The 23,188-nt window shown below is 71.0% G+C and carries 17 protein-coding genes and 1 pseudogene; 8 read left to right on the top strand and 10 right to left on the bottom strand.

From position 1 onward, the window contains the following. From QHF83_RS43080 to QHF83_RS43090, 3 genes and pseudogenes are all read right to left on the bottom strand, one after another. Positions 1 to 390 (bottom strand): annotated as a pseudogene (locus QHF83_RS43080) (hypothetical protein); the annotation flags it as partial. 79 nt (positions 391 to 469) lie between these two features. After that, positions 470 to 1,510: a hypothetical protein gene (locus tag QHF83_RS43085; RefSeq protein ID WP_282423922.1), complete on the bottom strand. Its 1,041-nt coding sequence runs from the start codon at positions 1,508 to 1,510 to the stop codon at positions 470 to 472. Between the two features lie 152 nt (positions 1,511 to 1,662). Continuing rightward, positions 1,663 to 1,881: a hypothetical protein gene (locus QHF83_RS43090; RefSeq protein ID WP_282423923.1), complete on the bottom strand. Its 219-nt coding sequence runs from the start codon at positions 1,879 to 1,881 to the stop codon at positions 1,663 to 1,665. A 173-nt stretch (positions 1,882 to 2,054) separates the two neighbouring features. Here QHF83_RS43090 and QHF83_RS43095 point away from each other — a divergent pair, with 173 nt between their 5' ends. The 5 genes from QHF83_RS43095 (at position 2,055) to QHF83_RS43115 (ending at position 6,761) form a co-directional block, all read left to right on the top strand. Continuing rightward, on the top strand, positions 2,055 to 2,804 hold the full coding sequence (locus QHF83_RS43095; RefSeq protein WP_282423924.1) for a sigma-70 family RNA polymerase sigma factor: 750 nt from the start codon (positions 2,055 to 2,057) through the stop codon (positions 2,802 to 2,804). Beyond that, on the top strand, positions 2,801 to 4,114 hold the full coding sequence (locus QHF83_RS43100) for a tetratricopeptide repeat protein (RefSeq protein WP_282423925.1): 1,314 nt from the start codon (positions 2,801 to 2,803) through the stop codon (positions 4,112 to 4,114). The genes QHF83_RS43095 and QHF83_RS43100 overlap by 4 nt, the downstream gene beginning before the upstream one ends. A 52-nt stretch (positions 4,115 to 4,166) precedes the next feature. Continuing rightward, on the top strand, positions 4,167 to 5,177 hold the full coding sequence (locus QHF83_RS43105) for a hypothetical protein (protein WP_282423926.1): 1,011 nt from the start codon (positions 4,167 to 4,169) through the stop codon (positions 5,175 to 5,177). Positions 5,178 to 5,244: 67 nt separating this feature from the next. Beyond that, positions 5,245 to 5,520 (top strand): hypothetical protein, encoded by a 276-nt coding sequence (locus tag QHF83_RS43110; protein ID WP_282423927.1) that lies wholly within the window; start codon positions 5,245 to 5,247, stop codon positions 5,518 to 5,520. A gap of 107 nt (positions 5,521 to 5,627) precedes the next feature. Further along, positions 5,628 to 6,761 carry a site-2 protease family protein gene (locus QHF83_RS43115; RefSeq protein WP_282423928.1) on the top strand — a complete coding sequence of 378 codons (1,134 nt, stop codon included), beginning with the start codon at positions 5,628 to 5,630 and terminating at the stop codon, positions 6,759 to 6,761. A 111-nt stretch (positions 6,762 to 6,872) separates the two neighbouring features. Here QHF83_RS43115 and QHF83_RS43120 read toward each other — a convergent pair whose 3' ends face one another. Further along, on the bottom strand, positions 6,873 to 8,270 hold the full coding sequence (locus QHF83_RS43120; RefSeq protein ID WP_282423929.1) for a sensor histidine kinase: 1,398 nt from the start codon (positions 8,268 to 8,270) through the stop codon (positions 6,873 to 6,875). Positions 8,271 to 8,378: 108 nt separating this feature from the next. Here QHF83_RS43120 and QHF83_RS43125 point away from each other — a divergent pair, with 108 nt between their 5' ends. Continuing rightward, positions 8,379 to 10,592: a putative metal-binding motif-containing protein gene (locus QHF83_RS43125; RefSeq protein WP_282423930.1), complete on the top strand. Its 2,214-nt coding sequence runs from the start codon at positions 8,379 to 8,381 to the stop codon at positions 10,590 to 10,592. Between the two features lie 6 nt (positions 10,593 to 10,598). Here the strand turns inward: QHF83_RS43125 and QHF83_RS43130 are convergent, their stop codons facing one another. Together QHF83_RS43130 and QHF83_RS43135 are read right to left on the bottom strand one after the other, a co-directional pair. Next, positions 10,599 to 10,880 carry a hypothetical protein gene (locus QHF83_RS43130; protein ID WP_282423931.1) on the bottom strand — a complete coding sequence of 94 codons (282 nt, stop codon included), beginning with the start codon at positions 10,878 to 10,880 and terminating at the stop codon, positions 10,599 to 10,601. A gap of 275 nt (positions 10,881 to 11,155) precedes the next feature. After that, complete coding sequence (locus tag QHF83_RS43135) at positions 11,156 to 12,205, bottom strand: hypothetical protein (protein WP_282423932.1); 1,050 nt, start codon at positions 12,203 to 12,205, stop codon at positions 11,156 to 11,158. Positions 12,206 to 12,330: 125 nt separating this feature from the next. On the opposite strand from QHF83_RS43135, the gene QHF83_RS43140 reads away from it, so the two are divergent. Beyond that, positions 12,331 to 12,984 carry a glutathione S-transferase family protein gene (locus QHF83_RS43140; protein WP_282423933.1) on the top strand — a complete coding sequence of 218 codons (654 nt, stop codon included), beginning with the start codon at positions 12,331 to 12,333 and terminating at the stop codon, positions 12,982 to 12,984. A gap of 114 nt (positions 12,985 to 13,098) precedes the next feature. Then, entirely contained in the window at positions 13,099 to 15,960 is a 2,862-nt protein-coding gene (locus tag QHF83_RS43145) for a YncE family protein (RefSeq protein ID WP_282423934.1), read from the top strand. A gap of 3 nt (positions 15,961 to 15,963) precedes the next feature. Here the strand turns inward: QHF83_RS43145 and QHF83_RS43150 are convergent, their stop codons facing one another. The 4 genes from QHF83_RS43150 to QHF83_RS43165 form a co-directional block, all read right to left on the bottom strand. Beyond that, the gene (locus QHF83_RS43150; RefSeq protein ID WP_282423935.1) at positions 15,964 to 16,608 is read right to left on the bottom strand and encodes a lamin tail domain-containing protein; all 645 of its coding nucleotides are present in this window, start codon (positions 16,606 to 16,608) and stop codon (positions 15,964 to 15,966) included. A gap of 14 nt (positions 16,609 to 16,622) precedes the next feature. Beyond that, the gene (locus tag QHF83_RS43155; RefSeq protein WP_282423936.1) at positions 16,623 to 17,756 is read right to left on the bottom strand and encodes a hypothetical protein; all 1,134 of its coding nucleotides are present in this window, start codon (positions 17,754 to 17,756) and stop codon (positions 16,623 to 16,625) included. Positions 17,757 to 17,768: 12 nt separating this feature from the next. Next, on the bottom strand, positions 17,769 to 19,259 hold the full coding sequence (locus tag QHF83_RS43160; RefSeq protein ID WP_282423937.1) for a DUF2252 family protein: 1,491 nt from the start codon (positions 19,257 to 19,259) through the stop codon (positions 17,769 to 17,771). A 119-nt stretch (positions 19,260 to 19,378) separates the two neighbouring features. Next, entirely contained in the window at positions 19,379 to 23,188 is a 3,810-nt protein-coding gene (locus QHF83_RS43165) for a protein kinase (RefSeq protein WP_282423938.1), read from the bottom strand.

Below are 23,188 nucleotides of genomic sequence, written 5' to 3' on the forward strand. Positions count from 1 at the left end.
GACCGTGGTCGCGCGACGCGGCGGCGCTGGACGTCCGGGGACCGGCGGCGGCGACATCGGCGGCAGCGGCGGCGGCGACATCGGCGGCAGTGGCGCGAGCGAGGCGGCGGCGGGCTCCGGCGTCGCTGCGCGCACCACGGTCGTCGTGGGCTTCGGTGGCAGCGGCCCGCCGGCGGGCACGATCTTGCCGGGCGGCGCGGGCTTCAGCGCGGCCGCGCCTTGAGGCGGCTGCGCGGCTTGCGCGGGCGGGGCGGGCTTCGGGGGCGCTGCGGGCTTGCCCTTGTCTGCCACGTCCCAGCCCGCGTCCACGGACATCATGGCGGGCCTTGCCTGCGGGGCGGGTTTGTCCTCGGCCTTCGGCTCGTCGGGGCGCTCGTCGTTCTCGGCCACGCGTCGATGCTACACGGCTTGCCCGTCGATCGAGCAAGCCCCGGGCAGCGGAGGACCGTCGTTCACCCGGGGACGGGCGTCAGTTGCATTGCGCGCCGATGCAGGCCGCGAACTCCGCGCCGCACTCGGTCTGGATGCACCCGAAATCTCCCCCGCAGACGGGAAGCACCTCGACGGCGCACGAGAGCACTTGATCCACGAAGAATTGCACGTCGGCGCAGCCCTGGGCCACGCAGTTCGCCACGCACGTCACGCTGAATTTCGGGGGATTCGCGCCGAGATCGATGCATCCGAGGGCGCACGTGACCACCTCGAGGCACCCCTTTGCCTCGCAGGTCCCGCAGTCCTGGGGGCAGATCGAGCACGTCTCGAACGCCTCGCACTTGCCGTTCGGGCACACCGAGCAGACGCCGCAGTCCGTCTGGCACGAAGCACACGTCTCGGTCCCGGTGCAGATCCCGTCGCCGCAGCCTGGGCATTTTCCGCAGTCGCCGGGGCATGTGAAGCAGCTCTCGGTGCCCGCGTCGCAGTCGCCGTCGCCGCAGCTCGGGCACGCGTCGCAGTCGGGCGCGCAGGAGAGGCAGTCCTCCGGCGCCGTGCAGAACCCGTCGCCGCAAGCCGAACACGCGCCGCAGTCGCCGGGGCACGACGCGCACGTCTCGCTCGGGTCACACGCGCCGTTGCCGCACGTCTGGCAGAGGCCGCAATCGAGGGGGCACGTCGCGCAGCTCTCGCTCGGATCACACGTCTTGTTGCCGCAGCTCTGGCACGCCCCGCAGTCGAGCACGCACGTGGCGCAGCTCTCTCCGTCGCCGCACGTCCCGTCGCCGCAGCTCGCGCACACGCCGCAGTCGACGGGGCAGTTCTCGCAGGCCTCGATCCCGGTGCACGTGCCGTCGCCGCACCCCGCGCAGAACCCGCAGTCCTCGGCGCAGCTCGCGCACGTCTCCTCGGGATCACACGTCCCGTCGCCGCACGCGCCGTCGCCGCCGATGCTCTGCCCCTCCGCGGGCGTGATGCTCGTGCGGCCGCATCCGGCGAAGGGGAACAACGCGCCGAGCGCGCCGAGCAACATCACCCCGACGAACGACCTCTGCACGAAGCGCCGCGAGCTCTGCATGGACCCACCTGTCGAAGAAAACCGAAGCAAGCGAGCTTCGATCCTACCCGACCAGGCTTCCCCGCGCTGCGTCCACGCGGCCGTCTTTCAGGCACACAAAAAAGGACACCCCGGCGACCCGCGAGAAGCGGATCGCCGGGGTGTAAGTCGTTTCACTTCGGGGCGGCCTGGTCGCCGGCGGGCGGCGGGGCAGCCTGGTCACCCGCCGGAGCAGCGCCCTCGGCCGGCTTCGCCGCGTCCGCCGGAGCACCCTCGGCCGGCTTCGCATCGCCCGCGGGGGCACCCTCGGGCGCCGCCGCCTCCGGCGTGCCGCCGCCGCAAGCGACCGCGAGGAGGGAGACCGAGAGGGCGAGGATGATGTGCTTGATCATGTTGTGATCCTCCGTACTAGCTAAAGAGCTCCCGCAGACGTCCGACCTGCGGCACTTCCCTCGACGCCTGAGGTCACCGGAACGGCTCACGTGAGCTCCCAAAAAAATCTTTGTGGCCGCCGTGAGCCACCTGCCACACCCTGAGCGTCCTTAGACACGCAGGATTATCGAAAATGGCGCCCAGGCTTCAGCGCGGTCGTTTGCGGCTCGTCGAGCCATCACCCCGCCCCACGAACGAGGGCGGCGAGGTGGCCGCGACGCCGACGCCCGACGATCGCGCCGAGGCCAAGCGCCCGCCCGAGACCTCGCGTGTCCCCAAAGGCAGCCGCTCCGCGCTCGCCGACCTGCCCGACGCGCAGCTCGTCGGGCTCGGCGCGGAGGGCGACGTGCAAGCCCTCGAGATCCTCTACCGGCGTCACGCGGCCTTCGCGATCAACCTCGCCACGCGGATCGAGGGCTCGCCGCGCGACGTGGAGGACATCGTCCACGACGCGTTCCTCCGCGCCTTCGAGCGCCTGCGAGATCTCACGGATCGCGCGGCGTTCCGCGGCTGGCTCGGATCGATCGTCGTGCACGCGGTGCGCTCGCGCATGCGCCGCGGCAAGCTCCTGAACCTCCTCGGGCTCGGTCGCGCGAGCGAGCCCGTGGACCTCGACGCGATCGCGAGCCCCGAGGCCTCGCCGCACGTGCGCGCGCAGCTCGCCCAGATCTACGCGCTCCTGCGGACGCTCCCCTCGGACGAGCGCATCGCCTGGACGCTCCGCTGCATCGACGGGCACGAGCTCGAAGCGGTCGCGGGGCTCACGCGGTGCTCGCTCGCCACCGTGAAACGTCGTATCACGCGCGCGCAGCGTTTCCTCGACGAACACTTCGTCGACCCGACCGGCAAGGAAGAACCGGTGAGCAAAGAGGTTGACCAATGACCCGCCGCGTGGTGCCTCCCCTGCGCCCGCAAGACCTGCGGGACCACGCGGATCCGGCGCGGATCGATCGCGTCTGGGAGCGGCTCGAGCACGATCTGCCCGGGCGCCGCGAACCCGATCGCTCCCGCATGACGGGCACGCTGCTCGCCGTCGCCGCCGCTGCGGTCGCCGCCTTCTGCACGGGTCTCTACGTCGGGACGAGCACGAGCAAGGACGGTGATCCGACGGAGGTCCGCACGATCGCGGCCGAGAACAACACGTCGCCGAGCGTGCTCGCCGCGGGCACCCGGCAGGCGAGTTATCCGCTGCCCGGCGGCGGCACGTTGACCCTCTCGCCCGGCGCCACCGTGGAGGTCGAGCGCGGCGAGGGCGAGGCCGTCACGCTGCGCCTGCTGCGCGGCGAGGCCTCGATGGACACGGCCGGCGCGCCCAAGGCCTCGGAGATCGCGCTCGTCGCCGAGAGCGCGACCCTCTTCGCCCGCGCGGGCAGCGTGGTGTTCGTCCGGCGAAACGAGGCGGACATCGACGTGCGCGTCGCGAGCGGATCGGCGCGCGTCTCCTGGCCCGCCGGCTCGCGCGAGCTCTCGGGCGGCGACGGCCTCGAAGCCGTGCCGATGATCGCGCTCGCCGAGGCCCCGCACGACGACGATCCGACGAACCCCGTCCGGCGCCAGCGCCGCGCGATCGCGCCGATGCCGCGCGACATCGACATCTCTTCGCGTCCGCTCGCGCTGCCGCTGCCGCTCCGCGCCGAGACGGAGGCGGTCGCGATCACCGCGCCCGACTGGCGCGCCAAGTACAACGCGGGGGAGCTCGCCCAGGCCCTCGAGCTCTTGCGCCAGCAGCCCGGCGGCATCGAAGGCGCCATCGCGTCGTCGAGGAGCGCCGCCGAGCTCGTGGTGATCGGCGACGTCGCCCGCGCCAAAGGCGGTGATCCTTCCGCCGCGCTGCTCGCGCTCCAGCGCGTCGTCGAGCACTTCCCGAACGATCCTTATGCGGAGATCGCGGCCTACACGCTCGGCGGCATGTACGAGAAGATGGGGCAGGCCGATCAAGCACAAAAGTACTTCGAGCGTGCGCGGAGCCTCAAAGGTGTTCTCGCCGAGGATGCCCTCTGCAAGCAGATGCGCGCCGAGCACCGCGCCGGTCGGAAGGATGAGGCGCAGCGCATGGGCACGGAGTATTTGAACAAGTACCCCGATGGCCGGTGCAAGGAGGACGTGGAGCGAATTCTCTCGGGCGAGGAGCCCGCGCAGGAGGAGCCCCAAGCTGCACCGGACGCGGGAGCAGGCGACGCAAGCGCGCCCTGAAGCACGTCGCGCGCGGCGCTCGCCGGTCGCGTACGCCGCCCTCGCCGCCCTCGTGACGTTCGCCCTCGGCCCGAGCGCCGCGCGCGCCGAAGGGCCTGCGCCCGCCACGACCGCGCCCGCCACGACCACGCCCGCCACCGCAGCCCCGCGCCGCGTCGAGGTACGCCTCTCGATCTCGCGCGCCGCCGCCGAGGCGCTCGGCGGTGAGCCCCGCGTGCGACGCTTGCTCGAGATCGAGCTCGACGACACGGGCACGCTCGCGCCCGGTCCGAGCGGCCCGCTCGGCGATGACGTGGCGCACGTCTGGATCGATCTCCCGAGCCCGTCCGAGGTCCTCATCGAAGCGAGGCTCGCCGAGCGCGCCGCCGGGCGACGTTTCATCCTGATCGGCGGCCTCAACCCCGACGTCGCCGCGCGCCTCGTGGCCATCGCCGCGAACGAGCTCGTCCGCGCGCAGGCGCGCCCCATCCGTCCGCGCAAGGCCCCGGCCCCGCGCACGCCCACGCCGAAGGAGCTCGAGCTCGCGGCGCGGCGCGCGCCTGCGATTGTCTGGTCGGTCGCGCCGAGCTTCGCCTTCTTGCCCGGTTCGTCCGGCACCTTGTGGGGCGCGGGCGCCTCGCTCGGCTTCCGCGGCGCGGGCGTGAGCGAACGCGCGACCGCCCGCTGGCTCACGGGCCCCACGAGCGCCGGCGCGACGCGCTGGTTCGAGGTCGGGCTCGCGGTCGACTACCGCGTCTACCTCGCTTCGTCGGTCCGCCTCATGCTCGGCGCCGATGCCGCGCTCGGCTTCTTGCACCTCAGCGACGTGCGCGCGACGGACGGCATCCTCCACGCGCGTGACGCGTGGTCCGGACGCGCGGGCGGCCTGCTCGGCGTCGACGTACGCGCGTTCGGCCCGGCTTGGCTCGGCCTCCACCTGAGCCCGGGCGCCATCCTCCGGCCCGCGCGCTTCGAGACTTCGGGCGGCCTCGACGGCGCCGTCCGTGGACTCTGGCTCGGCGTGGACCTCGCCCTGCAGCTCGAGCACCCGCTCGCCCGATCTGCTCCGACGAACCCTCGTTGATCGCTCGCGCGGGAGGGGGCCTTGTGCCTCGGCAGCGCGTCCCCATGAACCCGGGGGGAGCCTTTCGATGCGACACCAGGAAGAGCCCGAGGAGACCTTCGTGCTCGGGCCTGCGAGCGCGGGGCGAGCGCTGCGCGCGCGCTTCGGCACGTTCGTCGGCGCCGACTACCTTCCCGGCAAGACGGCGATGCGCGACGCCCTTTGCGAGCGGTTCGGCGTCTCGCAACTCGAAGCCGAGGAGCTTTGTGACGCGCTCGAAGCATCGGGCGCGCTGCGCTTCATCAGCACGCCCGACGGCGAAGGCTTCCACATCGACAGCGACGTGGTCGACGAGGCCGCGTAACGCGCCCCGAAGCTCGCCGCGTGTCGAGCGACCTCGGGGCACGCGTGTTGCCCCTGTCGGGGCGAGCAGCTCGGCCCGGCGCGCGCGCTGCCACCGGAGGAAGCACCATGTTGGACCGAGGCTGGACCATCTTCCGCATTCGCGGCATCCCGGTGAAGCTGCACATCACGCTCGTCCTGTTTCTCCCGTACGTCGCGTTCGTCACGTCTTCCCAGTTCAGGGCGATCGCCGAGGCCGTCGGCCTCCCGCGGAGCGAGCTGCACCTGCCGCCGCTCGTGTGGGGCGTGATCCTCGCGATCGGGCTCTTCGTCTCCATCCTGCTGCACGAGCTCGCGCACTGCCTCGTCGCGCTCTCGAACGGCGTCCGCGTCCGATCGATCACGCTCATGATGCTCGGCGGCGTCTCGCGGATGGAGCGCGACGTGCGGCCCGAGCGCGAGGCGTGGATGGCCTTCGCCGGCCCGCTGTCGAGCTTCGGCATCGCGGTCGTCTGCTGGCTCGTCTCGCTCTTGCCGCTGCTCGCCGAAGTGCGCGTCGCCTTCCTCGCGCTCGCGCTCGCGAACCTGGTGCTCGGCGCGTTCAACCTCCTGCCGGCCTTCCCGATGGACGGCGGCCGCGTGCTCCGCGGCCTCCTGTCCACGCGGCTCGGCCCCCGGCGCGCGACGAGCGTGGCCGCGACGATCGGCAAGGGCATGGCCGTGCTCTTCGGCCTCTTCGGCCTGCTCTCGTTCAACGTGCTGCTCGTGCTCATCGCGGTGTTCGTGTACATGGGCGCGGCGGGCGAGCAGGGGCGCAGCCAGTGGAGGCAGGTCCTCGAAGGTTTGCCCGTGGCCGAGGTGATGAACGATCGGCTCGGCGAGGCGCACGCGGACGAACGCGCGGGCGAGGTCGCGCGGCGGCTCTTCCGGCAGAACCTCGCGGGCGCGCTCGTGGTCGACGGCGAGCACGAGCACGCCGAGCTCGATCCGGATCACGTGCTCGGCGTGGTGACGGCGTGGGACCTCGCGCGGCCCGAGCTCCACCGCGCGCCCGACGCGACCGTCGGCAAGGCCATGCGGACGGACGTGCCACGTGTGCACACGCGCGACGACGCCGCGGCCACGCTCGACGCGTTGGTGAACGGAGACGCGGAAGCGGTGCTCGTACTCGACGAGGGCGAGCACGTCGTCGGCCTCGTGACGCCGGCCGACCTCCAGCGCGCGCTCGCGCTCCTCGGCGCAGCCGGCGGACGAGGTCGTTAGTCCCGAGGGGGACGCCTCGCGTCCCCCTCTCGGCCAGGCAAAGCCCGGCCGATTCACCCCCCGAGGCGAGCTCCCTTCGGGACCTCGCGGAGCAGCGAACGAGTCGCTGCTCTAGGCGCTCATCTTGGGAATGATCAGGCGCACGCGCGCGCCGCCGCTCGGAGCATCTTCGATCTCGAGCTGCATGCGCACGTGCGCCGCGATCGCCGTCGCCGCGATGAGCGAGATTCCCGCCGGACGACCTGCCGCGAGCACCTCGAAATCACGGCTCAGCACGCCGGTCCTCGCCGCCTCGGGCAGCGGATGCCCGGCGTCGTCGACCGTCAGCGCATACCCGCCGCTCGTATGCTCCGACAGCGTCAGCACCACCTCCGTGCCCGGCGGCGACGCGCTGATCGCATGATCGAGCAGCGCGTGCATCAGCACCGTCAGCGCCCCGATCTGCGCCACCTCGTACGCGCTCTGCGGCGCGTTCAGCTTCACGCGCACGTCGTGCCGTGCCGCGCGCCCCACGTCGTCGCGCACCACGTCCCGCAGCGCCTCCGCGATGTCCACGTGCCGCGGCAGCTCGCCGATCGGGCACGCGCCGAGCCGCGCGAGGTCCGCCATCGTCTCCGACGCCGCCGTCACGTGCCGCATCGCGCTCGCCACGATGTCGCCGACCTCGCCCTGCCGATCACGCAGCGGCAAGAGGTCTCGCGTGATCGCCGAGAAGATGCCGCGCAGCTCCGACACGAGCCCTCGCATGCCGGCCACGAGCACCGCGAGCCCCTCGCTGCTCACAGGCTCGATCGACGCGCTCGCCGGCGGCGGGCTCGACTTCGCGCCGCCGCTCGCGAACACCGCCGCGAGCTCTTTCGCGTACGCCTCGCCTTGCTCCTGCGCGGCCTTCAGCTCGCGCTTCAGGTTCTCGAGCTCCTGCCGCTGCATGTCCACGTCGGCCGGCAAGACCAGCGTCTGCATCGAGCCGTCGAGCTCGAGCCGCCCTCCGTGCCGGATCGCCATGCGCGACAGCCACGCGCGCTCCGACTCGAACGTCGCGGGCTGGTCTGGACCGAGCACCACGCTGACCTTCACCTCTTCGCCTTCGCGGCGCACGCTCACCTCGGAGGTGCCCTTCGCGTTCGCCGGATCGCCTGCTTGACCGACGAGCAAGAGCAGCATGCGACGCAGCTCGGCCTCGTCGCCGAACACCGTCGTGCCCTCGCCCATCTCGATCTGCACGCGCGCCTCGGGCGCGACCTCCCACATGAGCTGCGCGAGATCGATCTTGCCTCGCCGCCCTCGGCTCGCGGGATGCCCGTGGAGCGAAGCCAGCATGCCGACGGCCTCGTCGAGCTGGTTCAGCGTCGTCTCCACCGCGACCGTGCTCTCGCCGTCGGGCACGCGAACGGAGCCCGGGGGCCCGTCCTGGATGATCACTCCCTGGCGGAGCTTCTGCGCTGCAGTGCGGGCTTCCTGCGCGAGCAGCCACGTCAGCTCGTTGCGCGTCAATCGATCGCTCGTCACCCGATCTCCGTCCTCTGCGCTTTCTTCGAGAAATCGCGCCGACGCATGATGCCAGAACCCGTCCTGCCCTGCTACGCTGAAGGCGGACCTCGCCCCTCCTTCCTTGCCATGACGAGCGCCGAGACGAAGGACCCGCGGCCGCGGCTCTCGCGACATCTCCGCTGGATCGTGCCCCTCCTCCCCGCGGCCGCGCTCGCGAGCGCCTGTGGGCCATCCACCGCGCCGAACCCCTTCACCGTCGACGCCGGCCCCGACGCGGCGGACGAGCCCGACGGCGGTGGCGCCGGCGGCGGTAATCCCGACGACGGAGGCAAGCCCGACGACACCCTCGGCGGCCCTTGCAACGACGACGCCCAGTGTGACGACGCCCTCCCCTGCACCGTCGACACCTGCGACGTCTCGATCGCGCGGTGCCGCCACAGCCCCGACGACGCGGCTTGCCAGAACGGCGTCTACTGCGACGGCGTCGAGCGCTGCGAACCCAAGCTCGGCTGCCTCCCCGGCGCCCCCGTCGCTTGCTCCGACGGTGACGTCTGCACCATCGACACCTGCGTCGAGTCCACGGGCGCCTGCACCCACGCCTTGCGCGACGCCGACGGCGACGGCGCGCCCGACGGCCACTGCGTCGCGAAGGGTGACTGCGACGACGCCGATCCCAAGGTCTCCCCCGCGCTGCCCGAGGTCTGCGCGAACGGCACCGATGACGACTGCGACGGCGCCGTCGACGAGGCCGGCTGCGCCTCGCCCGAGCACGACGCTTGCGGCGATCCGCTCGTCATCGACGCGCCCGGCGCCTACACGATCGACACCACCGCCGCCGCCTCGAACTTCGCCGCCTCCTGCAACGTCGACAACCAGCCCGCCGCGCGGGACGTCGTCGCCGCGATCGTCCTCCCTGCGGGCCCGCCCCTCGACGTCGAGATCACCGCCCGGACGAACGGCCCCGACGTCGCCCTCGCGCTCCTCGGCCAGTGCGGCGATCCCTCCACCGAGATCACCTGCGGCAAGTCGTTCTTCCACCTCCAGGGCGGCCGCTTCGCCAAGATTCGCGGCCGTGGCCTCGGCGATCCGGCGAAGGCCCTCGCGCTCCCGCTCTACGTCTTCGCCGACGCGGACACGCCCGTCATCCTCGACGTCGCCTTCCTCCCGCCCGAGCCCGTTCCCACGAACGAGACCTGCGCCCTCGCCGAGCCCGTCAACTTCGGCGTCCCCTTCTTCTCCACCTTGATCGACGCCGCCACGGACGTCGGCATCGCCTGCACCCCGCTCACCGGCGAGCTCCTCTACAGCTTCGAGCTCGCCTCCCCTGCGAACGTCCACGTCTACGCGAGCTCCGTCGACGTCGACGGCTTCCCCGTGATCTCCCTCCGCGACGCGGCCTGCGCGCTGCCCGAAAATGAGATCACCTGCAAGAACGCGCCGATCGTCGACGTCTTCCGCCACGCGCTCCCGGCGGGCACGTATCACGTCGCCGTTGGGGCTTCCGCGCCCACGGTCGTCTCCACGACCGTCGTGATCGAGCCGCCCACCGAGCCTCTCCCGGACGAGACGTGCGAAGGCGCTCCCGTCCTCACGCCGAGCGTCACGCGTGACGTCGACCTCCTCGAGCGACAGGACGACGTCAAGCTCGGCTGCCTGCCGGGCGCCGTCGACGCCGCCTACACGCTCGCCTTGCCCGTCGCCTCCGACGTCCTCCTCGTCCAGCGAATCTCCCAGGGCGACACCGGCGCCGTCTCGCTCGCCCTCCCGCTTTGCGCGGACCCTTCCGACCAGCTCGTCTGCGATATGGGCGCGCAATCGCCGCTTCGCGTGGGCAAGCGCAACGTCCCGGCTGGCGATTACCGGGTCATCGCCGAATCTCTCCTCGGCCAGCCCGTACAGGTCACGGCGTTCGTCCGCAAGACCGCGCCGCCTTTGATCGTACCTTTCGCCGACGCTTGCGCCGACGTGCTCATGATCCCCGAGACGGGCGGTTTTTTCCAGGGCAACACCGCGAATGCCGCGGCGAGCTTCAATGCGGGCTGTGATCAAGGTGGAGGGCCCGAAGGCGGGGCACGTGACCAGCTCCTCGGGCTCTCGCTGTCTGATAAAAAACGCGTCGTGCTCGACATGGGCGGATCGGGCTACACGACGCTACTCGACGTCCGCAAAGGGCCCGATTGCCCCGGCGTCGAGGTCCCCAAGGCTTGCGCCGTCGGTTACGGCCAAAACAAGAGCTTCCTCGACCTCACCCTCGATCCGGGCATGTACTTCATCCAGATCGATGGGCTCGGCCAGGATAGCGGCCCCTGGTTCCTCGACGTCCGCGTGGTGGATCCGTAATCGCGCTCAAGACCCTCCTTTCTTTGGTTTCGACCTCGGCTTCCCAGCCTGCACGCTGACGGTCACGTTGAAGGCGAGCCGATGGATCTCCTCCACGGCTCGTTCTGCCTCCTCCGGTGTCATCGCGAATCCCGTGAACATCTTGCGCCCGGCATACCGCGCCGGATCGACGCCCTCGGCATTCACGTAGATCAGACCGTCACTGCCAAGCGCGAGCTCCGTCGGAAGATCCTGCGGAGCCTCGTCCTCGTCCGTACGTACGTTTTTCTTTTTTCGATTCGTCGCCACCGCCGTAGCGTTCCTGCTGGTGCTCGTTTTCGTCCGCGGTCGGATCGATTCCTTACGCATGTACGCGTCCTCATGGGGAAGACGCCAGCTGCGCACCTGACCAAGGCTCTTTCCATGCTCGGTTTTTCCCCGAACGTCAAGCATGGTTTTACCGGGGACTTCGGTTTGTCCGCGACCCGGTTTGTCCCAGGCCGTCCCGGCCGGCCTGGACCGGGCTTTCCACCCCCGAGGCGAGCTCGCTTCGCGATCTCGCAGAGCGCCCACAGTTCGGCGCTCTAGCCCTTCGCCTTCGCCTGCTCTGCGGCGAGCGCTGCGACGAACGCCCCGCGCAGCGCTTCGAAATCCTCGACCGAGAGCGTGTGGCTATCCTGGACGAACCCATTGAACCAGTGCTTCGGCGCGCCTGGCCGCAAGGACTCCAGGATCGGCCGCGTCCGGATCTCCTTGCCGAGCTCTCCCAGCACCACGAATTTTTTTCGAAATGGCTGCGCCCCGCCGTCCATCCCCCGGAACGTCGGCGCCTCGTCCCGATACGTCTCCCCCACGAACATCCCCATCGCCCGCAGCCCCCGACCGCGCCCGGTCACGTGGAAAAAAAACGGGTCGCCCTTGGTGTACCTTTCGAGCTCCCCTTGCCTGCGCCGGCCGAAGCTCTTCGTTTGCATACAAAGCGTGTAGTTCTTCGCCGTCACCACGAGCAAGTGCCGCCGCGCTGCGGCCTTGGCCCGCTGCTCGCCGAGCTTCTGCGCCACCGAGAAGTCGAGCCGCGCCTCGGCCGTAGGATCCGGCGCGCGCTCCATCGCCGCCCGGCGCACCACGCGCAGCGCCTCGTACTCGGCCTCGAATGCGTCCGACAAGGGCCACGAGAGCTCCGACCAGAAGAGCTCCTCGAAAAGCCGCATCGGCCGTTCGAGCTCCGGCTCCGATGCGCTCCCCTCGATCCGCACGTTCACCGCGAGGTCCCGCGCGAGCCCCGACGCCGCGAGGTCCGACGAGCCCACGTAGACCACGCGCCGCGCGCCGCTGTCGAGCACGTAGAGCCGCGGCAAGAACGCCGTCCCGCCCCAGGCATGGTAGATGCGGCACCGCGCGCCCGGCATCCGCTCGAAGCGGCGCAGCATCGCCGTCTCCGTCCCGTATCCGTCGAGCCCCGCGAGCAGCAAGAGCTCGCCGCCGCGCTCGACGAACCCCACGAGATCGACCACCGCGAGCGCGCTCGCCTCCGCGCGGCTCACCGCGATGCAGACCCGCGTCGCCTCGCCGAGGTCCGCGGCGAGCCGGGCCCCCATCTCTCGGCCGTGACGCAGGAGCTCGATGGTCGCCATGCTCCCCGCGTTTCTAGCAAGGGACCCCGCGCCGCGTCGAGCCTCTTTCTCGCGCGATCACGTTCCTGGGCAAACGGACCCCCGTCCGATTGACGCCCCTCTCCGGCTCGGGTCTCCTCGATGTCATGAGCCAAGATCCCGAACGCGAGCTCGTCTACTTCGACATCCGCGGCCGAGCCGAGTCGATCCGCCTCCTCCTCGCTTACGCGCGCGCCCCTTACGTCGATCGGGGCATCCCGCGCGCCGACTGGCCGAGCCTCAAAAAGACCGTCCCCCTCGGCCAGGTCCCCGTCCTCCTCGAGCGCTCGTCCGGGGGCGAACGCGTCATCCCCCAGAGCCAGGCCATCCTCCGCCACCTCGCACGCGTCTTCGGCCTCGACGGGACGAGCGAGGACGAGCGCGTCCGCGCCGACATCGTCGCCGAGACCGTCGTCGAGCTCCGCGCCGCGTGGAACCGCGTCGCCTACAACCCGGGTTGGCTCAACGATCAAGCCGCGACCGACGCGCATTTCCGCGACGTCTTCCCTCGCTTCCGCGCGCTCCTCGAAGGTTTGCTCGAACAATCCGAAGAGCGCGGCGCCCTCTACTTCGCCGGCCCCACGCCCACGCACGCCGACTTCCTCGCCTTCGACACCCTCGAATCGCACCGCGAGGTCGTCCCCTCCTGCCTCGACGGCCACGGCTCGCTCCAGCGCTTCCTCGACGACGTCCGCGCCCTGCCCCCGATCGCCGACTACCTCGCCCGCCGCCGCCCCTCGGATTTTCCGCAGCGGTCCTGATCCCCTTTCCTGGTAGTTTCGTATCACAAAAGGTCTAAAATAGATCTTGCCAGGGTCTCGTGTGTCTGCGACCGTGTACGCACCTTTCACAAAGGGTGTACAAACATGAGATCCTTGCGCCTATCTCAGCTCCTCGTGATCCTCGTTGGCTGCGCGCCTTTTGCCGCGGTTGCCTGCAGTGACGACCCGTCGAACCCCGGCACGAGCACGAGCTCGAGCAGCGCCTCCGGCAGCGGGGGCAGCGGCGGCGTCGGCGGCGCCGGCGGGACGGGCGGCGGAAGCTCGAGCACCGGCACCCCCGCGCTCGCCTGCGCCGACGCGCTCCTCCCCCTCCAGAACCCGCGCGCCCACACCCTCGGCGAGACGTTTTACCTGCCGCGCTTCCTCACGGACCCCGGCTGCCCCGCCGAGCTCGCGTGGCAGGTCGTCTCGGCCCCGCCGGACAGCAAAAACGCCGTCTACAACACCGGCGCCCCCGAACCGCGCTTCACGCCCGACGTCCCCGGCGATTACACCTTCCGCCTCGACGACCCCGCGCAAACCGAACTCACGCTCCGCGCCGTCGCGCGCACCTCGCAGGCGCGATTCCGCAACCACCACCTCACGCCGCTCCACGGCGCGACCGCGGTCGACGGCGAGCTCTGGACGGCGAACGGCGCCTCCTACACCGTCACGCGCCTCGTCGCCGACAACGGCCAGTGGAAGAAGGCCGGCGAAATCACGGTTGGCGCCTGGCCCGCCGCGATCGCGCATCAGCCTGGCAGCAAGAAGGTCTACGTCGCGCAGCGCGGCAGCGACACGGTCGGCATCGTCGATCGCGACCGCAACATCCTCGAAGACGCGCTCTGGGTCGGCGACGAGCCGAGCGGCCTCGCCATCTCGCCCGACGGAACGACGCTCTACGTCTCGCTCGCCACGATGCGCAAGGTCGCCGTGGTCGACCTCGACAAACGCGAGATCAAGGGCACGATCGCCGTCGGCTTCGACCCGCGCGCCCTCGCGCTCTCGGCCGACGGAAAGCGCCTCTTCGTCGCCTCGTATCGATCGGGCAACAAGGTCAAGGACACGCGCGGCACCTACGGCCCCGGCGACGACGAGGACATCTGGATCGTCGACACCGAGACGCAAGAGGTCTCGCTCGCGATCTCCGGCGTCGCCGCGGATCTCCGGTCGATCTCGCTCTCGGAGGACGGCAGCGAGCTCTACGTCGCCGCGACCGACGGCGACCCCGAGCCCTCGCAATCGGCGCCGAACGCCATGCCGTTCTTCCACGAGGTCGTCGTGCTCGGGGCCGACCCGGCCAAACCCGACTACGGCACCGTCCTTCGCCGCGCCGATCTCACGCGGCAATCGGGCTCCGGCGGCGCGGTCGTCAACCCCTCGGGCGTGCTCGGCGTGGGGGACACGATCTGGGTCTCGTCCGAATCCTCGGACGTCGTCGTGGCCCTCGACCGCGCCACGCTCGCCGAAAAAGGCCGCACCACCGTCGGCCCCGGCGCGCGCGCGCTCGTCAAGATCGGAAACGAGGTCGCCGTCCACAGCTACCAGAGCTTCGAGGCGAGCTTCCTCGACGCGGCCGGCGCCGTCGTGCAAACCGTCGCGCTCGCCGAGGATCCGCGCCCCGCGAACGTCGCCCTCGGCGAGCGCGTCTTCACGCGCCCCGGCGGCGGTTTTGCCGCGAACCATGCCTGCTCGAGTTGCCACGTCGAAACCCAGAACGACGGCATGGTCTGGCGCTTCGGCCCGCAGATCTGGCACAACGTCCGGCCGCTCCAGCTCCTCGACGCGACGACCCCGCTCGAATGGGGCGCGTACGTATCGAACGCAGACAATTTCGGCTATCAGGGCCCGAGCTCGATCGTCGGCCGCCCGGCGACGCCCGAGGAGGCGCTCGGCCTGCAGGCGTTCCTCGGCTCGCTCCTCGGCGCCCCGCGCGAGACGGGCCATACCCGCGTCGACGGCAGCTTCACGGAGGCGGCCCTCCGCGGCAAGGACATCTTCGAGGGCAAAGCCGCTTGTTATGGCTGCCACGCGCCGCCTCTCTACACGTCGCGCGAATACATCCCCGTCGGCAAATCGGGCGAGCCGGCCGACATCCCCTCGCTGCTCGGCGTCTACCGCCACGGCGTCTATTTCGTGAAGGGACAGGGGCGGAGCCTCGAAGCGGCGCTCGACGTGGCCATCCATTACGTACAGGCCGACCTCACGCCCGACGAGAAGGCCGATCTGCTCCAGTTCTTGCGCGAGCTCACGCCGAAGGGCGCGCACCCGCTCGCCATCTGGCCCGACATCGACAGCGACGACGCGGTGTACCCCGACATCCGCCCGAGCATCGCGTTCGCCGATCCGATCGACGACTCGCAGCCCGGGAAAACCGCGGCCGACGTCGCCGCGGACTACGTCATCCTCGAAACCGAGGCCGGCGAGAAGGTCGCCGGCTCGATCGTGGTGACCGGCGGCCGCGCCGAGTTCGTCCCGGCGGCGCCGCTCACGGCGGGCGCCAAGTATCGATTCCGCGTCTTGCCGGGCCTGCCGTTCCTCTCGGGCGGCGCGACCTCGGGCGAGCGGAGCACGGAGTTCGTCGTGGCGAACCCCCCGATCGGCACGTGGCCCAAGATCATGAAGATGACCGTCACGGTCCCTGGCCCGGGCGGCGTGATGACCCCGCTCGATTACGTGCTCGAAGCGAGCGACACCCCGCGCCCGGGCGGCATGACCTTGATGGTGAAACCCCAGCTCTTCGGCAACCAGCAGCGACAGGAGGTGTGGGCGCGGCTCGACGGCGACAAACTCTACATGCAGCCCGTCGCCCTGCCGATCAACCCCACCGGCGTGGCCGACGCCGCGATGATCGTGGGCACCGTGAAGACCGTGAACCAGGCCGATCAGAGCATCTCGCTCGTCGAGGGCACGCTCCGGCTCGGCGGCCCGGGCATCAACCTCCCGGGCGTCGCGTTCGCCATCGTCCCGAACTGATCCTCAAGGCGCCTTCGTATTCGCCTCGCCGGGTGTCGGCTCGCAGGCCTCGAAATCACCGATGCCGTTCGGCACCCGGCCGTACGTCTGCCCATCCGCCACGGCGGCCGGCGGATACTCCGCCTCCGCGACGATCGCGTCGCTCGGCGACAGGAAAAAGATCTTGTCGCCGTTCTTCGCGCTGATCCCGAATCCAGCGTGATAACAGGTCGCCGGACCGCCGCTCGACAGGCACTCCGATTGGGGTCCGGACCCGGGCGCGTCGAGGCCCGCGACGATGACGAGGTACGCGCCCGGCGAGAGCTTCGTCCCGGCCACGAAACGCACGGCCTCCGCGACCTTCGGCACATCGCCGTCCTGATCGGCGATCCCGTACCCGTCGAGATCCATCACTGCGTCGCCCACGTTGACGATCTCGATCCACTCCTCCGCGCCCGTCGCCGCGATCTCGTTGATCACGATTTTCGCCGCGCCGGAACCGCCCGCGCCCGCGCCGCCCTGCCCGCCTCCGCCGCTCCCGCCGCCGCCCTGCCCCGCAGAGCTGCTCGCGCTCCCCGTGGGAGGCGGATCCTCCGTCGCCTCCGAGCAGCCGAGCACGGCAGTTGCCGCGACGAACACACTTGCCAGGAAAAACTCCATTCTCGCCATCTCGTGGTCTCCTCTCAGAAAACGACCCGGCTCGCGAGCCGGAGCTCCCAAAAATCCGAGCCGGGCAACGCCGCCTGCGCGACCTCCCCCGGCACCTGCCGCGTCACGGCGACATGCCCTTCGAGCGGCTGCGCCACGCGATATCCGACCGAACCCGTCACCGTCGCGACCGTGTCCCCCGCCGCGCCGAGATCCCGGTTCCAGTAAGCGCCGCGCAGGCCGAACATCAGCCGATCCACGGGCTCGACCCGCACGAATCCATCGACGAGGAGCGACCTTCGCGCGCCGTCGTCCGCGAGCCCCCACGCATGCGTGACGGACGCGCCCGCGCGCACACGCGTGCCTTGCCACAGCACCGATCCGGTCAGCCTGTCCGCGCGGGAAAGCCCCGTGCCCGACGAGCCGATCACGTACGACCCGAAAATCGCGAGCGGCCGCGCAGCCCCGCCGGGCGCGGGATGCACGGACGCCGCGATTTCAATGTTTTTCCCGCGATTCAGCTCTCGATTCGTGTATCCCTCGCCGTTGTACGCACCGACGGCGACGAACCCATATTTCCGCGGCAGATTCACGCGTGCCGTCGCGCCGAGGTCCGCGGGCGAGAGCATCCCGGTTTGCTCGATCGGCGCGGGCCCGACGACCCTGAGCCTCCACGTCCCTTCCAGCTCGGGCACGGTGAGCGTCGGGACGACGCCGGCCGCGAATACGAACCACGACGAATACTTGACCCCGGCCCACGCCTCGCGGAGTCGCAGCACGATGCTATCGCCGGCCACGCCGATCAGCGCCCCCTCGCTCGCCGAGCGCACGCCTTCGACGACCACGCGCCCCACGGCCGGGCCGAACTCCCCCGTGATCGCGCCGTGCACGCGCGGCACCTCGAACAGGTGAAACCACGATCGTTGCCCCGGCTCGGTCGCGGTCCATCGAACCGCGTATTGCGCGAACATCTCGAGCCCCGGCGTCACCTTGAGCCCCGTGGTTCCCGCTGCGGTCGGAGGCGCCGCGGTGCCATTGAAATCGGGCGGGGGGGCGGAGGCGGACGCAGGGGCGCGCGCGGTCGCGGGGGCGGCCGCTTCCTGCGCCGCGGAAGGCGCCGCGGAGGCAATCGTCGCGGCCAGAATCGTCGTCAGGACCAAAATACGCATGCGGGCTCCGTGTCAGGGCACCTGGGCGTCGCCAAAAAGCGCGCGCAAATCGGGCGGCGGGGTATCCGCCGGATCCATCGGAATCCCCAGCCGCGGTCCGCGCTCCGCGAGCGCCTCCCGGAAGAGCCCCCAATCGACGAGCACCTGCGCCGCATATCGATCCCCGACCTCGACTTGCTCCGCGACGAACCCCGCCGGATCATGCCCGATCACCTCGGCCACGTCCCCCACCGCCCACGACGTCCCCAGGGGATTCGCCGCATGCGCGCGGGCCACCACGCCGCCGAGCCGGCGCCCGAGGCTCGCGAGCGCCGCCGGGCTGCCTCGCTCTTCGACCATGCGGCTCGTCCGCAGCGTCTTTTGCCCCTCGCTCTCGCGCTTGATCTGACAGACGAACCCCATCCAATCCGTCGTACCCCAGAGCGGCTCCGCGTCGGGCCGGGCCCAGGCCGCGCGCGACGCGCGGCGCACGCGCTCGGCGACGTCGTCGTAAAACACGCCCGGCGGATAAAGGCCCGCGAGCCCGCTGTCGGCGAGCTCCTTCAATTCGAGCACGACGTCGTCGTCCGGAGCGTCCGTCGGCCCGCGAACGAGCAAGATGACGCGCACCCGGGCCCAGCTCGCGACCCCCGAGCCGAGCTCGCGCGCGGCGTCGAGCAGCGTGAAGAATGCCGGCGGCGGCGGATCGAGGAGCGTTTTTCGATATCGCTCGATTGCCGCGGGAAGCTCCGCGTACGCCGCCAGCGGTACGTCGAGATAAACCCCCGTCGGCTCCTCCGGATCGAGCACACCACGACGAAGACGACGCTCCGGGCCTTCGAACATCGAAAGCTCGTCGAGCTCTGCGCGGGCATCCCGATCCTCGATCGAACGCTCGAACAGATCGTCGAGGTTCGGATCTCCCCCGCCCTCCGTGATCCGCTCGCGCGGCGCGCCTTTCGCGAGGGCGGCGATCGTCTCCGCATACCCTTCCGCCGCGGCGCGGGCAATCTCGCGCGACGCCGCAGCCGTCGCCGCCTGCGCGTTCGGATCGTCGGCGTTCGCGAGACGCGCGGCGAGCGCCATTCCTGCGACGAGGCGGCGGACGTCCCAGAGATACGGAGCAAAATCCGCGCTGTCGAAATCGTTCGGCTCCAGCGCGAGCGTGCCGTCGGCCGCGAGCAAGGCCCCGAAGTTCTCCGGGTGCGGGTCCCCGAGCGCGGGCACGAGTGGCCCGGCGAGCGCGAACGCGGACGCGCCGAAGCCGAAGTTGTTCCCTCGATAATCGTGGAGCGAGAGCGGCACGGTGCCTCGATAAAAATCGTACGCGCTCGCGGCCATCCGCGCGTATTTGCCCTCGCAGAGGCGCGGCCTCGCGCGGAGGAGCGGCTCGTCGGCCCGTGCCATCACGCTCGTGATCTCGGCTTTGCGCGCCTCTTCCTCGCTCCTCTCGCCGCACGCCGCGAGCCCGAGCCCGAGCCCGAGGCAAAGACGAAGACATCTCGAAGGCGGCGGCCCGTTCACGCGGGCGATGCCTAATCGAGCGGAAACGTCGAGGCAATCGCGCGGCGCACGCGACACCCTTCCGTCACGCCGCTGCCACGTCGTCTACGTGGCTGCCATCGACCCGTCACCGGGAATCATTACGCCGTCCCGAGCCACACACCCGAAAGCCTTCGAATCCGCACGTTCCCGGGGACACGCTCCACGAAGTGCCGCCGGTAGCTGGGATCCCCGATCGCCGCCTCGCGCGCGCCGAGCTCGTCCATCGCCTCGCGCAGCGTCACCTTCGCCGCCTCCACGTCCCCCGCCGCCATGAGAGCCTCGGCCAGCGTGAGCAGCACGCGCTCCACCCCGCGCGGCCCGATTTGCCGGTGCAGCACGAGCGCCTCGCGACAAACGTTCACCGCCTCGGCGGGGCGCCCCCGCGCGAGCAGCGCCCTCGATCGGAGCCACGCGCACGAGGCGGCGACGAGCTGGTTTCCGCGGCTGCTCGTGGCGTCGATCAGCGACTCTGCCGCCCCCAGGTCGCCGCGCTCGATATGGGCCTCGATCAGCGTGACGGAACCGAGCGCGCTGACGACGTTGCCGTCCCTGCCGTGCACCCGCTCCGCCACGGAGCGTGACATCGTGATGGCCTCCTCGAACCGGCCTTGCGCGAGCCGGAGCTGCGCGAGATACGCCGCGACCACGTTCGCCGCCATGCTCGGCGGCCGCGCCTCCGTGCGATCGAGCCAAACTTCGGCCTCCTCGAACGCGCCGAGGTCCGTGCAAATGCCGACGAGCACCGCCGTGACGATCGGCACCACGTGCCGCTCCCCGCCCTGCTCCAGACACCGCACGGCGTCGAGCGCGTGCTGCCGCGCGACCCACGGATTGCGGCCGAGGTTCTTCTCCACGATCGCCGACGCATACGCGAGCGCCCCGGCCCGCGACGGCTCCACCTCGATTCCAGCCCCCATGATCGCGCGCATTTTTTCGAGAAACAGGAACGCGTCCCCGTTCCCGCTGGCCGCCAGCGCCGCGATGAGCGGGGCGAGCGCCCGCGCCAGCGCGGAGAGCGCATTCGGAGCGGGCTCCGTCTGCAGCACCCGGCGGCTCAGATCCTGCAACGTGTCGTGCCGGCCGAGCAGCATCGCGCCCCCGATCGCGCCCTCCAGCGCGATGCAATGCGCCACGGACCCGGGCGTCGTGCGACGCAGCGCCTCTTCCGCCGCGGCGAGCGAGGCCTCGTAATCGCCCGAGGCCGAGGCGATGCGCGCCCTGAGCGCCCAGAGATCCGTCGCGACCTCGTCCGTCGGCCCCGCCGCGAGCCCCCGCTCGACCGCCCGCACGCCCGCTTGCAGGTCATTGCCACGCATCGCCGTCTGCGCCGCCCGCGCGTGCCAGTACGCGGCCCGCGGGCCCTGCCCGTCGCGCTCGAAATGCATCGCCAGCACCGACGGATCCGGCTCGCCCACGCGCTCGAGCCACGCCCCCGCGAGCCCATGCCCGAGCGCGCGATCCCGCTCCGTCAACATCGCATACGCCCCCTCCCGCAGGAGCGCGTGCCGAAATGCATACTCTTCCTCGCCGACGAACCGCCGCGAATTGCGGCGCGTCACGAACTCGCGCGCGACGGCATAATCGAGGGCCGCGTCCACGTTCACCGGCCTGCGACCGCCGAGCAGCCGCCTCACCCCGTTCGGCCAGAACACCTCCCCGTACACGCTGGCCGCGCGCAAGAAGTGCCGCACGTCCGGCGGGAGCGCGGCGAGCCGGGCCTCGACCATCCCGAGCACCGTCTCCGGCAATCCGCCGCGGCTGCGCCCCTCCGTGAATGCCCGGACCAGCTCTTCCAGGTAAAACGCATTTCCCTCCGACCGCGCCACGAGCCCCGCGACGAGCACGTCGTCGACCTCGGGCCCGAGCGCGGCGCGCACGAGCGCGGACGCAGCCCGGCGCGGCAGCGGACCGAGCCGGACCTCGTGCGTCCGCTCCGCCCAGATGCGCGGGAACAGGTCGTGGATCTCGGGCCGGGCAAACGCGACCACCGCGAAGGGCTCGTCCCGAAGCTCGCGCAGCGTCGTGTCCACGAGCTTCACGGACGAACCATCGCCCCAGTGCAAATCCTCCAGCACGAGCAGCGTCGGCCCCTTCCGGGCCGCGGCGCGCATGAACTCGACCCAGGCCGACTCGATCCGACCCGCCATGAGCGGCGCATTCTCGCGGGCCGACCGGAGCAGCGCATTGCGTTCGTCCGGGAACGACGCGCCCACGAGCTCGCCCAGAAACGGCGCCGTCCGCTCCGCCGCCTCTCCCGACAGGAGCGCGCGCACCGCCGACGACACCTTTTCCTGCTGCACCTCGCGCCGCTCGCCGACCTCGATCTCCATGAGCATCCGCAGCGCCGACGCGATCACCGAAAACGCCGCGCCCGAGCGCATCGCGTCGGCGCGACCGACCGCGAGGCAGAGATCCGGCAGCTTGACTTGCAGCTTCGCGATGAGCTCCTGACGCAATCGTGATTTCCCCATCCCCGCCGGCGCCGTGACGAGCACGGACTGCGCGCGCTGCTCGTCGAACTCCTGCTGCAGGAGATCGAGCATCGTGTTGAGCTCGCGCTCGCGCCCGACGAACGGGCTCGGATTGCCGAGCAGCGTGCGCGTCTCCTCGCCGCGCGCGTGCTCGTGCAGCAGCCACGCATGGCCCGCGTGCTCCTGCACCTCGAATCGCGGATCGAGCAGCGCGCGCGTGACCTCGTCGACGATCACCCCGGGCCGGCCGTCCTCGCGAGCGCGATCGACGAGCAGCGCCACGAGCTCGACGAGGTCCCCGACGGGGAGCCGATCCGCGAGGTCGCTCCGGCCCGTCACGAGCGCGATGGTCCTGTCGGGCGATGCCCCCTGGATCGCCAGCGCGGCGCGCGCCGCCCGCACCGCCTGATCGGCCGGGCTCCCGACGCCGGGCAGCACCATCAGGATCGTCCCGCCGGCGAGCATATCCACGAACGCGCCGAGCGGCTCCGCGATGCGGCGGACCTCCTCGAGCCCGCCGCGCGCCGTGCCGGCGATCGCCACGATCGAGAGCAGCCGCCGCTCCCGCTCGCTGAGCCGCGACGGCGTCATGCTGCGAACGGACGGCGAGCTCGACGAGGTCCCGCTGATGGCGGAGAGCTCGGCCACGAGCGCCGCGCCGTCGGCCGGCCGCTGGCTCGGATCCTTCGAGAGCATGCGCGAGCAGAGGGCCGACACGGACGCGGACACCTCCGGCCGCACGACCGCGAGCTCGGGCGGCTCTTCGAGCAGGAGCTTCGCGAGCAGCGCCATCGGGTGCGAGCCCTGGAAGGCCGGTCGTCCTGCCAAACACTCGAAGAGCACGCAGCCGAGCGAGAACACGTCGGCGCGCGGGCCCACGACCTCGTCGCCGCGCGCTTGCTCCGGCGCCATGTACCCGGGCGTGCCGAGCACGGAGCTCGACCGCGTGAGCACGGTCGATCCCGTCGATGCGCGCGCGATCCCGAAATCGAGCAGCTTGATGCGATCGACGCGCCGACCGACGAGGAAGATGTTGCTCGGCTTGATGTCGCGATGCACGATGCCCCGCGCGTGCGCCGCGGTGAGCCCTTCGGCGGCGTTCCGCACGAGCGCGAGGCCCGCGTCGATTTCGAGCGGCGCGCGCGAGAGGCGCGTGGCGAGGTCCTCGCCGGAGAGCCACTCCATGACGAGGTATGGCTCGCCGATGGCCGTGAGCCCGTGCCCGACGTGCCGCACGATGCACGGGTGTTCGAGCCGCGCGAGGATCCGCGCCTCGGACAGGAATCGCTCGGCGCCGTGCTCGGGATCGCGCAGGAGCTTGAGCGCCACGGTCTCGCTCGTCGCGAGATCTTTCGCGCGCCAGATGGTCCCCATGCCGCCGGAGTTCGCCTTCGACTCCAGCTCGAACCGCCCGTCCACGATCTCGCCGCTCCGCAT

It is taken from the genome of Polyangium sp. 15x6, assembly GCF_029960785.1.
Taxonomy (GTDB): domain Bacteria; phylum Myxococcota_A; class Polyangia; order Polyangiales; family Polyangiaceae; genus Polyangium.